11 protein-coding genes are annotated in these 13,893 nt (G+C 72.3%); 2 read left to right on the top strand and 9 right to left on the bottom strand.

Translation table 11 applies throughout. The annotated features are described in order from the left end of the window. Nucleotides 1–4: 4 nt before the first annotated feature. From JT362_RS10570 to JT362_RS10540, 7 genes are all read right to left on the bottom strand, one after another. On the bottom strand, nt 5–1,546 hold the full coding sequence (locus JT362_RS10570) for a class I adenylate-forming enzyme family protein (RefSeq protein WP_260190913.1): 1,542 nt from the start codon (nt 1,544–1,546) through the stop codon (nt 5–7). Beyond that, nucleotides 1,546–2,280: an ABC transporter ATP-binding protein gene (locus JT362_RS10565; RefSeq protein WP_260190912.1), complete on the bottom strand. Its 735-nt coding sequence runs from the start codon at nt 2,278–2,280 to the stop codon at nt 1,546–1,548. Before JT362_RS10565 ends, JT362_RS10570 begins: the two co-directional genes overlap by 1 nt. Then, on the bottom strand, nt 2,273–3,043 hold the full coding sequence (locus tag JT362_RS10560; protein WP_260190911.1) for an ABC transporter ATP-binding protein: 771 nt from the start codon (nt 3,041–3,043) through the stop codon (nt 2,273–2,275). The genes JT362_RS10565 and JT362_RS10560 overlap by 8 nt, the downstream gene beginning before the upstream one ends. Continuing rightward, nucleotides 3,033–5,021: an ABC transporter permease gene (locus JT362_RS10555; protein ID WP_260190910.1), complete on the bottom strand. Its 1,989-nt coding sequence runs from the start codon at nt 5,019–5,021 to the stop codon at nt 3,033–3,035. Before JT362_RS10555 ends, JT362_RS10560 begins: the two co-directional genes overlap by 11 nt. A 21-nt stretch (nt 5,022–5,042) precedes the next feature. Further along, nucleotides 5,043–6,287 carry an ABC transporter substrate-binding protein gene (locus JT362_RS10550; RefSeq protein WP_260190909.1) on the bottom strand — a complete coding sequence of 415 codons (1,245 nt, stop codon included), beginning with the start codon at nt 6,285–6,287 and terminating at the stop codon, nt 5,043–5,045. Nucleotides 6,288–6,404: 117 nt separating this feature from the next. Next, nucleotides 6,405–7,661 carry a beta-ketoacyl-[acyl-carrier-protein] synthase family protein gene (locus JT362_RS10545; protein ID WP_260190908.1) on the bottom strand — a complete coding sequence of 419 codons (1,257 nt, stop codon included), beginning with the start codon at nt 7,659–7,661 and terminating at the stop codon, nt 6,405–6,407. Beyond that, complete coding sequence (locus JT362_RS10540; protein ID WP_260190907.1) at nt 7,658–9,118, bottom strand: class I adenylate-forming enzyme family protein; 1,461 nt, start codon at nt 9,116–9,118, stop codon at nt 7,658–7,660. Before JT362_RS10540 ends, JT362_RS10545 begins: the two co-directional genes overlap by 4 nt. An 83-nt stretch (nt 9,119–9,201) precedes the next feature. On the opposite strand from JT362_RS10540, the gene JT362_RS10535 reads away from it, so the two are divergent. Continuing rightward, nucleotides 9,202–9,666 carry a MarR family winged helix-turn-helix transcriptional regulator gene (locus JT362_RS10535; protein WP_260190906.1) on the top strand — a complete coding sequence of 155 codons (465 nt, stop codon included), beginning with the start codon at nt 9,202–9,204 and terminating at the stop codon, nt 9,664–9,666. A gap of 42 nt (nt 9,667–9,708) precedes the next feature. Next, nucleotides 9,709–11,238 carry a class I adenylate-forming enzyme family protein gene (locus JT362_RS10530; protein WP_260190905.1) on the top strand — a complete coding sequence of 510 codons (1,530 nt, stop codon included), beginning with the start codon at nt 9,709–9,711 and terminating at the stop codon, nt 11,236–11,238. Here the strand turns inward: JT362_RS10530 and JT362_RS10525 are convergent. Continuing rightward, nucleotides 11,215–12,456 (bottom strand): beta-ketoacyl-[acyl-carrier-protein] synthase family protein, encoded by a 1,242-nt coding sequence (locus tag JT362_RS10525; protein WP_260190904.1) that lies wholly within the window; start codon nt 12,454–12,456, stop codon nt 11,215–11,217. The genes JT362_RS10530 and JT362_RS10525 overlap by 24 nt on opposite strands. After that, the gene (locus JT362_RS10520) at nt 12,449–13,876 is read right to left on the bottom strand and encodes a class I adenylate-forming enzyme family protein (protein ID WP_260190903.1); all 1,428 of its coding nucleotides are present in this window, start codon (nt 13,874–13,876) and stop codon (nt 12,449–12,451) included. The genes JT362_RS10525 and JT362_RS10520 overlap by 8 nt, the downstream gene beginning before the upstream one ends. Nucleotides 13,877–13,893 lie beyond the last annotated feature (17 nt).

Below are 13,893 nucleotides of genomic sequence, written 5' to 3'. Positions count from 1 at the left end.
CGGGTCAGACGGTGGCCAGGTCCCGGCGCAGTTCCCGCTTGAGGATCTTGCCGCTGGCGTTGAGCGGCATCGCGTCGACGAACCGGACCAGCTCCGGCACCTTGTAGGCGGCCAGGTGCGCGCGGCAGTGCGCGCGCACCTCGTCGGTGGTGAGGACCGCGCCGTCGGCCAGGGTGAGCACCGCGACCACGACCTCGCCCCACCGCTCGTCCGGCTTGCCGACGACCGCGGCCTGCACGACACCGGGAAGCCGGGCGAGCACGGTCTCGATCTCGACCGGGTACACGTTCTCGCCGCCCCGGATGATCATGTCGGTGGCGCGGCCGGCGACGTACAGGTAGCCCTGCTCGTCGCGGTAGGCCAGGTCGCCGCCGCGGAACCAGCCGCCGCGCAGCGCCCGCTCGGTCTCCGCCGGCATCTCCAGGTAGCCGGCCATCACCGCGTCGCTGCGCGAGATCACCTCGCCGACCACGCCGGGCGGGACCTCCCGGTCGTCCTCGTCGACGATCCGCACCTCGACCCCGGTGGGCGGCAGGCCGATCGAGCCGAGCAGGTGGGTCTCCCCGGCCGCCGCCCGCTCGTGGTCCACTGTGGACAGAACACCCTGCAGGCCGCCCTCGGTGGCCGCGCCGAACGCGTTGATGAACCCGCAGCCGAACACGTCCATCGCCTCGCGCAGCAGACCCGCGCTCATCGGCTCGCCGCCGTAGATGATCGTGCGCAGCAGCGGGTAGGTGGACTCGCGGGCCTCCGGCAGGTCCAGCAGTCTGCGGATCATGGTGGGCACCAGGAAGCACCCGGTCAGCCCGCCCTCGCGCATCCAGCGCAGCGTGGTGCGGTCGTCGAACTGCGGCAGGATCAGGGTGGGGAACCCGCGGGCGACGTGCAGGAAGATCATCGCCTGGCCGGCGATGTGGAACGCGGGCGACGCGGTGTAGCGGAACTCGCCCGGCCGCATCTCGTACTCGACGGACTCCATCGCCACCAGCGCCTTGAGCATGCCCTGGGGTTGCAGCACGCCCTTGGGCAACCCGGTGGTGCCGGAGGTGAACGCGAGCCCGAGGATGTCGGTGTCGAGCACCCGCACGTCCGGCTCGACGTCCGCCCCGGACGCGACGAGCGCCTCGTAGTCGGGCTCGTCGAGGTTCACCAGCAGCCGCACGCCGCCGATCCGGCCGGCGACCGCGCGGGCGGTGGCGGCGTAGCGGGAGCTGACGAACAACGCGACCGGGCCTGCGCGGCGGAGCAGGGTCTCCACCTCCTGCTCGGCGAGCCGGTTGTTCAGCGGGACGTAGGTGGCGCCGAGCTTCATGCCGGCGTGGATCACCTCGTAGTACCCGATGCTGTCCACGGCGAGGATCGCGATGCGATCGGCCTTCCCGATCCCGTGCGCGGCGAGGGCGTGTGCGAGCCGGTTGACCCGGGAGTTGGTCTCGGCGAAGGTCTGCGCGGAGCCGTCGCCGCGCACGAAGCACGGCCGGTCGGGGAACCGGTGCGCGGACAGCCGCAGGTGGTCACCGAGCTGGAGCATCGGGCGGTAGGTCATCAGGCTCCCTGGGTGGCGGCGAACTCGTCGGCACCGAAGTACGCGGACTCCAGGCGGTCGCGGCCGGCGAGCAGGTAGGTGGCGGTACCGGCGAGCACGGCACGGCCGTGGTTGAGCACGACGGCCCGGTCCGACACGGCCAGGGCCAGCTCGACGTGCTGTTCGACGAGCAGGACCGCGATGCCCTCGTCCCTGGCCAGCTCGCGGATGGCGGGCAGCATCTCCTGCACGATCTTGGGCGCGAGACCGAGGCTCATCTCGTCGACCATCAGCACCTTCGGTCCGCCGAGCAGGGCGGTCGCGATGGCCAGCATCTGCTGCTCGCCGCCGGAGAGCAGGCCGACCTTGCGGGACTGCAGCCCGGCGAGCGCTGGGAACCGGTCGAGCACGGCGGCGGTGCGGGCCGGGTCGGGGCGGCGCCGGGCGAGCCGCAGGTGCTCGCGCACGGACAGTCCGAAGTAGATGCCCCGGTCGTCGGGCACCAGCCGCACGCCGCGCCGGGCAAGCAGGTGCGGGCGTCTGGTCGGGACGGGCTCGCCGAGCGCGGTGACCGTGCCGGCCATCGCCGGCAGCAGGCCGACCAGCGCGAGCAGCGTGGTGGTCTTCCCGGAGCCGTTCGGGCCGAGCAGCGAGACGACCTCGCCGGCGCCGACGGACAGGTCCAGGTCGCGGATCGCGGGCACGCCGTTGTAGCCGGCGGTGAGGCCCTCGGCGGACAGCAGCTGCTCAGGCATGGGCTGACTCCATGGGGACGCCGAGGTAGGCGGCGATGACACGCGAGTCGGTGCGGGCCTGGGCCGGGGTGCCGGTGAAGATCACCTTGCCGAACTCCATCACGTAGATCCGGTCGCACACCCCGAGCACCAGCGACATGTCGTGGTCGATGAGCAGCACCCCGGGCCCGCCTCGGGCGATGCCGCGTACCCGCTCGGCGAACTCGAGGCTCTCCTGGCTGTCGAGGCCGGCGGCGGGCTCGTCGAGCAGCACCACCTGGCCGTTGCCGGCCAGCGCGCGGGCGACGCCGACGAGCTTCTGCTGGCCGAGCGACAGGTCGCGGGTGACGGTGTCCTCGATGCCGTCCAGCCCGACCGTGCGCAGCGCGGCCGTCACCGTCTCGCCCAGCGACGCCCGGCGCCGGCCGAACAGGTCGCGGACGATCGCGCCGAACCCGCCGTGCGCGACGGCCACCTCGATGTTCTGCGCGACGGTCAGGTTGCCGAACAGCTCGCCTGCCTGCCAGGTGCGGGACAGGCCGCGCCGGCGGCGCTGGTGCGGGGGCAGGCCGTCGATCCGCTGCCCGCCGAGGAACACCTCGCCCTCGGCGGTGGTGAAGCCGGTGACGGCGTCGACGAACGTGGTCTTGCCGGCGCCGTTCGGGCCGATCAGGCCGACGATCTCGCCGGGCTCGACGCGCAGTTCCACCCGGTCGTTGGCGACCAGGCCGCCGTAGCGCACCGACAGTTCGGAGGTGCGCAGGCCGTGCTGTTCAGCTGACATCGGACAGGACCTTCCGGTCGGGAACGGGCGGTGGGTCGGCGGGCCGGGCGCGCAGCTTTCCCCGCAGCCAGGCGATCTGCCTGCGGGTCTCCCCCGCGATGCCGACCGGGTTGAGGATCGCGGTGGCGATCAGCGCGATGCCGGAGATCAGCGCGTAGTAGTCGCCCATGTCGAACACCTCGTGCAGCACCACGTAGATGATCCCGAGCGGGCCGATGATCCCGGCGATCACCGCGCCGCCGAACGAGGTGATGCCGCCGAGGTAGGCGACCGCGAGGATCTGCAGGCCGACGAACACGGTGAACGACTCCGCGGACAGCTGCCCGGCGCTGTAGCCGATCAGACAGCCGGCCATGCCGGCGACGAACGCGGACAGGCCGAAGCCGATGACCTTCGCCGTGCGCACGTCGATGCCCACCGACGCGGCCGCGCGCTCGTTGGCCCGGACCGCGAGGAACATCCGGCCGGTGGTGCCGGACGCGAGCCGGACGAACGCGAGCACCACGAGCACCGCGACGACCAGCACGGTGAGCGAGAACGCCATCCGGCTCAGGTCGCTGCCCTCCCGCACCCCGACGTTCAGGCCGAACAGCGACGGGTTGGCGATCGGGTTCCCGGACGGCGGGGTGAGCGCGTAGTTGTTGAACACGAACCGCTCGATCGCGAGCGCCGCGGCGATGGTCACGATCGCGAGCTGCGCGCCCCGGATGCGGAACGCGGGCAGCGCGACGATCATGCCGAGCAGTGCGGCGACCAGCGAGCAGAACAGGATCGCCAGCGGGAACGGCATGTCCCAGTTCGTGGTCACCTTGGACAGGGTGAACCCGGCCGCGCCGGCGAACGAGGTCTGGGCGAGCGAGATCTGTCCCAGGTAGCCGGTGACGATCACGTAGGACAACGCGACCAGCATCAGGATGATCGAGTAGGTGACGCCGAACCGGTAGGTGTCCTGGGTCAGCGCGAGCACCGCGACCGCGGCGGCGACCAGCACGAGCGCCGGCACCGGACGGATCCTCGGCACGTGCACGTCCGGCAGCCGCACGGTTTGCAGCGTGCCGCGCGAGGGCAGCCGCCTGCCGAACAGGAACAGGATCACCATGACCACGACGAACGGGATCACCTGGTCCACCCCGGACTGCGCCCACTGTGGCCACCACGGCTTGCTCACCAGCAGGTTGACCACCGACTGGAACGCGCCGAGCACGAGCGAGGCGGCCACGACGACGCCGATCGACTCCATCCTGGCCACCAGCAGCACGGCCAGCGCCGGCACCACGAGCAGCGTGTAGTTGGCCGGGTTGAGCCCGGTCAGGCTGGAACCGAGCAGCACGCCGACGGTGCCGACCGCGGACGCCAGCACCATCGCCACGCCGGCCAGCCGGTCCGGTGCGAAGCCCATCAGCATCGCGCCGCGCTCGTTCTCCGAGGCGGCCCTGGTCGCCACGCCGGCCCTGGTGAACCGCAGGTACGCCCAGACCAGCGCGGCGAGCGCGATCATCACCGCGGTCATGATCAGCTCACGGCTGGACACCTCGACGCCGAACAGGGTGACCGTGCCGGCCGGCACCAGCGAGTCGACCACGATGCTGTTCGGACCGAACCGGATGACCACCAGCGCCTGCAGGGTCAGCATCAGCGCCACCGAGACCACCACCTGGGCCAGTACCGGTGCGTGCCGCACCGGCCGGAACACCAGGTAGTGCGCGACGATCCCGAGCAGCACGCTCATCAGCACGCCGATCAGCGCGGCGACCAGGATCACCGGTTTCGCGCCGAAGGTGATCCGCCCGATCGGCAGCACCAGCGTCCCGTCGATGCGCAGCTGCGCGAAGACGTAGGCGCCCCACATCGCCATGGCGCCCTGGGCGAAGTTGATGATTCCGGTCGCTCGGTAGACCAGCACCAGACCGGTGGTGAGTCCGATGTAGACCGCACCGAGGCCGAGCCCCAGCACGATGAACTGGAGATAGGTGTCCACGCCATCAGCTCCCGGGGACGGTCAGGACGCGGTGTCGGGGATGAGCGAGAGGTCGAGGTCGACGTAGCCCTGTTCCTCGACCGACTTGAGCGTGCCGTCGGACTGCACCTCGAAGAAGATCGCCTGCTTGCTGCACGCGGTCGGCATGCCGGGCCAGACCTTCCCGTCACAGGTGACGTTCGGGCCGGCGAAGGTCGGGAAGTCCTTGAGGCCCTTCATCGCATCGGTGACCGACGCGGCGGTGACGTCGCCGGAGATGGTGCCGATCGCCTTGGCCGTGTTCACCACGCCGGCGAACGCGTAGATCGCGCGGGTGGAGAGCTGGTCGCCGTGGCCGATGGCGTCCATCGACTTCTGGAAGTCGTCGAGTTGCTGGCGCACCTCGTCCGGGGCGTGGTCGCGGGCGGCGTGCACCCACAGCCTCGGCTGGGTCGCCGCGCCCTCGGCCTCGCCGCCGAGCACGTTGATGAACTTCGAGCAGGAGCCGGCGAAGAAGGTGTCGGTGAAGCCCTGCTGGCGGATCGCCTTGTACAGCTCGGTGCAGGAGTCCTCCGGCAGCGCGATGACACCGGTCGAGTCGGGGTCCTCGGCGAGCTGGGTGGCGGCGAGCACGCTGAAGTTCGCGCCGTTGCCAGGCGGGTACTGGATGCTGACGTCGATGCCCAGCTCGCCGGCGATCGGGCGGATGATCTCGTCCACGTAGGTGTGCGAGGCCGGCGCGTCGGTGACCGCGAGCGCCGCCTTCTTCACCCCGATCGAGTCCAGCATGGTCAGCGAGCCGAGCGCGCTCACCTCGGTCGGGCCGGTGTAGTAGAACGCGGCGCCGTACTCGACTCGGTCCGCCGAGCCGGTGCCGGCCAGCGTGCCGATGAGCGGGATGCCGGCGGCGCCGAGGATCGGCAGCGCGCCCTGCAGCGCTGGCTCGTAGGCGTCGATGACCGCGGGGACCTTCTTGGACACGTAGCTGTTGGCGCAGTTGATGGCGTGTTCTGGGCTGCCGTCGCCGCCGCAGATGTCGAGCTTGATCGGCCGCCCGTCGATGCCGCCGAGGACCTTGTTGACGTAGTACTCCGCGCCCTGCGCGCCGTACGCGGTGTCCGGGTAGGCGGTGGCGCCGGTGGTCGGGGCCATGACGCCCAGCACGATGGGCTCACCGGTGGGGTTCTCGGTGCCGAAGTCGGCCGCCGACTCCGACGGCGCCGCCTCGCATCCGCTGAGCCAGAGGGCAGTGACGGCGGCCAGCGCCGCGAGCGTCGTCTTCCTCATTGAAGAACCGTCCTTATGTCCGCGAGAAGGGGCGGTGGGGAATGCGCGGATCCACTAGCTGTTGACGTCGATGTCAAATCTTGCGTGGCGCTGGAGCCCGTGTCAAGGCTCACTCCATCAGGGACGGCGGACGACCACCGACGCGTTCTGGCCGCCGAAGCCGAACGCGTTGACCTGGACGCACTCCGTGTCCAGGGACACGGGCTCGCCGGTGACGACGTCGAACTCGACGGCGGGGTCGACGTCGCGGGTGCCGGCGGTGTTGGGGAACGAGCCGGTGCGCATCGCGTGCGCGGCGGCCAGCACGCCCATCGCGCCGGACGCGGCGCCGGTGTGCCCGAGGTGGCCCTTGAGGGATGCCACGGGCAGCGGAACCGGACGGTCGCGGTGCACGGCGTTGATCGCGTTGATCTCGGCGGCGTCGCCCTTCGGCGTGGCGGTGGCGTGTGCGACCAGTGCGCCGATCGCGTCCGGCGGCACCCCGGCGTCGTCGGCGGCGAGCCGCATGGCGCGGGCCTCCCAGGTACCCTCCGGGTTCGGCGAGGACGGGTGGTGGCCGTCGGCCAGCGAGGCGAATCCGGCGACCTCGCCGAGCACCCGGGCACCGCGGGCACGGGCGTGCTCGGCGGACTCCAGCACGAGCGCGGCGGAGCCCTCGCCAGTGACGATCCCGGAACGGTGCACGTCGAACGGGAGGCTCGCGCGAGTGGGATCGCGCTCGGCGGTGGTCATCCCGTACGCGGCCTGGCCGACGTACATGGCTGGCACGAAGTCGCCGTCCGCCTCGCCGTTGGCCAGTGGCAGGCCGCCCTCGGTGCCGCCGACCACGGCGACGTCGACCTGGCCGGAGCGGATCAGGGTACGGGCCAGCCCGATCGCGTCGAGCGCGGACGCGCAGGCGGTGCAGACGGTCAGCTGTGGACCGTGCAGGCCCCAGCGCATGGCGATCTGCGCGGCGGCCATGTTCGGCCAGATCTGGATCATGGTCTTGCGCTCGACCGCGGCCGCTCCCCCGGTCTCGTACCGGTGCTGGGCCTTGAGCAGCGCCCGGCCGCCGCCGATGCTGGTGCCGTGCACGACCGCGGTGCGCTCCGGGACGAGCCGGTCCAGCCCGGCGTCGGCGACGGCCTGCACCGCGGCGGCGAGCGCGAACTGGGCGAACAGGTCGGTGCCGGCGACCACGCGTTCGTCCATCCAGTCGTGCGGATCGAACCCGGGCACGACGGCCCACCAGGCGAACGGGTCGGCCTCGGTGCGCGCCCAGGGCGCGGGCGCGATGGCGACCTCGTTGGCCCAGAGACCGGCGAGCATCGGTTCGACGCCGATGCCCAGCGGCGACACGGCGCCCTGGCCCGTGACCAGTACCCGGGTCACGGCTTCGGCTCGCGGAGCAGGAACTTCTGCACCTTGCCCATGGAGTTGCGCGGGAGCGCGTCGACGAACTCGAACGTCTTCGGCACCTTGTAGCCGGCGAGCCGCTCCCGGCAGTGCGCCCGCAGGTCGTGTTCGTCGGCGGTGCCGTCCAGCACGACGACCGCGGTGACCGCCTCGCCCCAGCGTGGGTCGCGGCGGCCGACCACGGCGGACTCGCGGACCGCGGAATGCGCGTCGATGGCGCGTTCGACCTCGCCGGAGGCCACGTTCTCGCCGCCGGTGACGATGATGTCCTTCTTGCGGTCGACGACCAGCAGGCGGCCGTCGTCGGCGAACCGGCCGATGTCGCCGGAGAGCAGGTAGCGGCCGTCCGCCGAGGTCTCCAGTGGACTGTCCGGGTTGACGTAGCCGAGGAACGGTGTCACGTTCCGCACGCCGATCTCACCGGTCTCGCCCGGCCCGCAGCGGGCGCCGTCGGCGTCGAACAGCGCGACATCGGCGCCGACCATCGGCCAGCCGACGCACTGCGGGAGCACCGCGCCGCGCGTCTTGACCTCGTGGGTGACCCAGCCGCCCTCGCTCCACCCGTACGCCTCGGCGACCACGGCGCCGGGGAACGCGTCGAACGCGTCGGCGAGCAGGCCGGCGTCGACCGCGGCACCGGAGGACAGCAGGCAACGCAGGCTCGGCAGCGGCGCGCGGTCGCGGGCGCGCCACTCGTCGAGCACCTGGGTGAGCATGGACGGCACCAGGAACGCGAAGGTGGCCCGCTCGGCCAGTTCGTCGTGGGCGACGCGGCGGTCGAACGCGGGGAGCACCCGGTTGGTCGCGCCGACCATGAGCGCGAGGATCGACAGGCCGCCGTAGGAGTTGTGGAACATCGGGCCGGCGGTGAGCAGCGTGCTGTCCGAGGTGATCCCGAAGTGGACCGCCCAGCGCAGGTACTGGACGTACATACCGGCGCCGTCGTAGCGGGCGCCCTTGGGGAAGCCGGTGGTGCCGGAGGTGTAGCCGATGACGAACACGTCGGCGGGGTCGCTCGGGGTGAAGGTGTCCCACGCGTCGCCCGGACCGTCCAGCGTGGACACGTCGATCAGGGCCGGAGGACGTTTCGGGGCGAGCGGGGGCGGCGGGCCGGCGTGCAGCAGGACGCCGGCGGCGGAGTCGTCGAGGATGTAGTCGATCTCGCTCGCGGTCAGCGCGCTGTTGACCGGCAGCGCGGGCACGCCGGCGAGCTGGCAGGCGAGGAACGCGAGCACCGCGTCCGGACCGTTGCGCAGCAGGATCGCGACCGGCGAACCGTCGCCGCGCCGGCGGATCGCGGTGGCCAGCACGAGTGTGCGGTCCAGCGCGCCGGCGTAGCTCAGTGCGGGTCCGCCGACCACCTCGATCGCCGGGCGGTCCGGGAACGCCTCGGCGTTGAGCCGCAGCTGCTCCACCAGCGTGTGCCGCAACATCGTCGTCGCACCTACCTCTCGGCCAATACACGCGCTTTCAATGGTTTGTATAGCAGATATCTCTGTTCTGCTAGGTTGGGGCGATGGACCCGCTCGAGGAGGGCCGCCGGAACTGGCTCGCCCACGATTCCGGCCCGGTGCACCAGGTGAGCGCGGCGACCGCGTTGACCCGGGGACAGCAGATCGCCACCTCGGCCATGGCGCGGGTGCTCGCCGAGCACGACCTGACCTTCGCCCAGCTGGAGATCCTGGTCCGGCTCGCCGACCGGCCGGCCCCGCTCGGCATGGGAGAACTCGGCGACGCGGTGAAGCTGCACCCGACGACGGCGGCCAGGACGGTGGCGCGGCTGGAGCGGGCCCGCTACGTCGAGCGCGTCGACGACGAGGACGACCGCCGGGTGACCAGGGTCCGGGTGAGCGAGCGCGGACTGGCCGTCACCCGTACCGCGCTCGGCAGGCTGCGCGAGGTCGGATTCGGGCTCGACGGGCTGTCCCGGGTCGACACCCGGCGGCTGACCGAGCTGGTTCGGCCGATCATCGACGACTGAACGGCTATTGAACAGTTCAAAGGGCGGATATATCGTTCCGGCATGCACTACGGGACGTTCGTCACCAGGCACGCGACCCGGCACCCGGACCGGGTGGCCCTGGTCGACGGCGACCGGTCGCGCACCTGGGCCGAGTTCGACGAGCGCACCACCAGGCTGGCGAACGCCTTGCGCGCCAAAGGCTTCGCCCGCGGCGACCGGGTGGCGCTGGTCACCGACAACCGGCTCGAGTGCGTCGAGGTGATGGTCGCGGCGGCCAAGACGGGCCTGGTGTTCGTGCCACTGGACTTCCGCCTCGACGACGACGCTGTGGCGCACCTGTTGCGGCACAGCGGTTCCCGGGTCGTGTTCGTCGGCCGGTCGCACCGCGAGCAGGCCGCCCGGGTCGCCGGGAGCGACACCCCGGTGGAGGCGTGGCTTGACCTGGACGACGGTTACGAGCGACTTCTCGCCGACGCCGCCTCGGATCGCGTGCCGGACGACGTGCCGGACGACGCCGGGTTCTGTGTGCTCTACACCAGCGGCACGACCGGGATGCCCAAGGGCGTGTTCTTCACCCACCAGCAGACCATGGACAACGCGATGGCCGTGCTGAACGAGTACGGCGTGGACGGCGAGTCCCGGTACCTGGTGTCGTACCCGCACAACTCGGCCGGCTCGGTGAACCACGTGTTCGGGCCGGTGCTGATGGCCGGTGGCCGGCTGGTGTTCGGTGACGTGCGGAACTTCGACGCCGAGCGGTACTTCGCCACCGTCGAGCGGGAACGGGTCACGCACAGCCAGCTGGTGCCGACGATGCTGTTCCGGCTGCTCGCCGCCGACGACTCGCCGTACGACCTGAGCAGTCTCACCACGGTCGGCTACGCGTCGGCGCCGATCCCGCCGCCCCGGGTGAAGCAGATGCTCGACCGGTTCGGCCCGATCTTCGTGCAGGCGTACGGGATGACCGAGACGTGCTCGTTCGCGGCGGTGCTGCCGAAGGCCGACCACGACGTCGTCGGCACCGAGCGGGAGGGCGTGCTCGCCTCCTGCGGGCGCGCGACCTACGGCGTGGAGCTGGCGGTCGTCGACGAGGACGACCGCCCGGTGCCGCCCGGGACGCTGGGCGAGGTGGTGATGCGCGGGCGGTGGCTGTTCGAGTCCTACTGGGACGACCCGGTGCTGACCGACACCACATACCGAGGCGGCTGGCTGCACTCCGGCGACGTCGGCTACCTCGACGCGGAGGACTACCTGTACCTGGTGGACCGCAAGAAGGACCTGCTGATCATCGGCGGCGCGAACATCGCGAGCAAGGAGATCGAGGACGTCCTGTACGAGGTGCCCGGTGTGCTGGAGGCCGCCGTGGTCGGCGTGCCGGACGAGGAGTGGGGCGAGCGGCCGCACGCGATCGTCGCACCCCGGCCGGGGGACGCGGTCGACGTCGAAACGGTGCTCGCTCACTGCCGCGGCCGGCTGCCGAGCATCAAGCGCCCGGTCGCGGTGACCGTCCGCGAGACCATGCCGAAGACCTCGACCGGCAAGATCTCCAAGCCCGCGCTGCGCAAGCTAGTCACGGCCGAGCACCAGTGACGCGTTCTGGCCGCCGAAGCCGAACGCGTTCACCTGCACGTACCCGCCGGAGATCGCGCCCGGCCTGCCGGTGACCACCTCGAACTCGGCCTCCGGGTCCACGGTGGACGTGCCGGCGGTGTGCGGCAGTTCCCCGTCGGCCAGGGCGCCGAGCGCGGCGACGACGCTGAGCGAGCCGGCCGCGCCGCCGGGGTGACCGAGGTTCCCCTTGATCGAGGTGACCTTGACCTGGCCCGGGTGGACCTCGTTGATGGCCCGGATCTCGGCCGTGTCGCCCTTGGGGGTCGAGGTGCCGTGCGCGATGACGGCGTCCACGTCGGACGGTGCCAGGCCGGCGGCGTCGAGGGCCTGGCTCATGGTCTCCGCCTCCCACCGGCCGGTCGGGTCCGGGGAGGACGGGTGGTACGCGTCGGCCAGGGATGCGTAGCCGGTGACGGTGCCGAGGATCGTGGCGCCGCGGGCCTCGGCGTGGGCGCGCCGTTCCAGCACCAGCATGCCGCTGCCCTCGCCGACGACGATGCCCCTGCGGTCCACGTCGAACGGGATGCTCGCGCGCAGCCGCTCGGCCCCGCCGTTGGTGACCCCGTACCCGGCCTGGCTGTGGAACACCGCCGGCACGAAGTCGCCGTCCGGCCGCCCGTCGGGGAGACCGAAGCCGCCCTCGGCGCCGCCGGCGAGGACCACGTCGGCGCGGCCGGCGCGGATCAGGTCGGCGGCCGAGCCGATGGCGTCGAGCGACGACGCGCACGCGGTGCAGAACGTGAGCGACGGGCCGTGCAGCCCGTGGCGCATGGTGAGCTGGGCGGCGGCCATGTTCGGCCAGATCCGGATCATCGTCTTGCGGTCCACGGCGTCCGGGCCGGCGGTCTCCAGCTGGTGCTGGGCCTTGAGCAGCGCACGGGTGCCGCCCATGCTGGTGCCGACGGCGACCCCGGTGCGGCGCGGGTCGAGCGTGTCGAGCCCGGCCTGGCGCAGTGCCTGCTCGGCGGCGGCCACGGCGAACAACGCGAACAGGTCGCTGCCGGACTCCACGGACGGCTCCACCCACGCGGCCGGGTCGAAGTCGTGGACCCCGGACCACCAGGCGAAGTGCTCCTTGTCCGCCCACGGCGCCTCGTGGATGGCGACCTCGCCGGCACGCAGGCCGGCCAGGAACGACGGCACGTCGTGGCCGAGCGCGGACACCACGCCGGCCCCGGTCACCACTACCTCAGACATCGACGTCCTCCTCGGCGTGCGTACGCGGGCCGCGGTCGTCGGCCGCGGCCGGGTCGACACCGGCGGCCACGCGGCGCCGGTCGACCTTGTGGTTGGCGAGCTTGGGCAGCGGCCCTGGCCAGGTGGCGACGTAGCGCGGGACCTGCCAGACGGCGAGCCGATCGGCGAGATACGCGCGCAGACCGGCGGGGTCGGCGGCACCGGCCCAGACGACGACCGCGCACGCCTCCTCGACGAACACCGGGTCCGGCACCGGCACCACGACGACCTCGCGCACGGCGGGGCATCCGGCGACGGCGCGCTCCAGCTCGTGCGCGGAGATGTTCTCGCCGCCGCGCTTGATCACCGCCTTGGCCCGGCCGACGTAGGCGTAGCCGCCGGGGATCTCGCGGACCAGGTCACCGGAGACGATCCAGCCGTCGACGGGCGGGGGTTCGCCGTGGTAGCCGGTCATCGCGGCGGGGTGGGCGAACCACAGCTCCCCCACCTCGCCGGGCGGCACGTCGTCGCCGTCCTGGCCGACCACGCGCACGCGGGCGTCCGGCGGGTACGGGCGGCCGACGGCGCCGTCCGAAGTGGACTCACCAGGCCGGGTGGTGAGGCCGAGGCCGCTGGTCTCGGTCATCCCCCAGAGCGTGCGGACCTCGACGCCGAACCGGTCGCGGAACGCGGGCACGTCGTAGTGGGTGACCAGCAGCCGCAGCGGGTGGTCCCGGTCGCCGGGTGCCGGAGGCGGGGTCAGCAGCAGCTCGGCGATGGTCGGCACCACGATCGTCACGGTCGCGTGCCTGGCGCGAACGAGATCCCAGAACCGGGACACGCTGAACCGGTCGACCAGGGTCAGCGCCGCGCCGGCGGCGACCGAGGGCGCCCAGCTCATCAGGGTGGCCGAGGCGTGGTGCAGCGGGAGTACACAGAGGACGGTGTCGTCAGCGGTGTAGGCGTGCGCGTCGACGAGTGCCCGGCCGGTGACGTCGAACGCGCGTTGCGGGACCACAACGCCACGCGGCCGGGAGGTGCTGCCGGAGGTGTAGAGGACCGCCCACGGGTCGTCCTCACCGACGTCGGCCGGTTCGGCTGGCACGGGCGGGCCGCCCTCGACGGGTTCGTCGACCACGAGCGTCGCGCCGGCGCGGCGGACCAGGTCACGCAGCTCGCGCTCGGGGCGGGTGGGGTCCAGCGGCACCGCGACGGCGCCGAGCCGGGACAGCGCCACCAGCACCGCGAGGTGCGCCGGGGTGGAGCCGAGCACGACCGCCACCGGGACGCCGGGACCGGCGCCGCGGGCCAGCAGCGTGCCGGCGACCGCGCGGGCCAGGGCGTCGAACTCGGCGTAGGTCCAGTCCCGGTCGTCGTCGCGCAGGAACACGCGCGGGCCGTGGCGCGCGACCGCGTCCGCCCAGACCCGGCCGGCGGTCATCGGCCCGGCCGCGAGCC

The sequence above is a fragment of the Actinophytocola gossypii genome (genome assembly GCF_025165815.1).
GTDB classification, from domain to species: Bacteria; Actinomycetota; Actinomycetes; order Mycobacteriales; family Pseudonocardiaceae; genus Actinophytocola; species Actinophytocola gossypii.
This window is presented reverse-complemented; position numbering and strand designations above follow the sequence as displayed.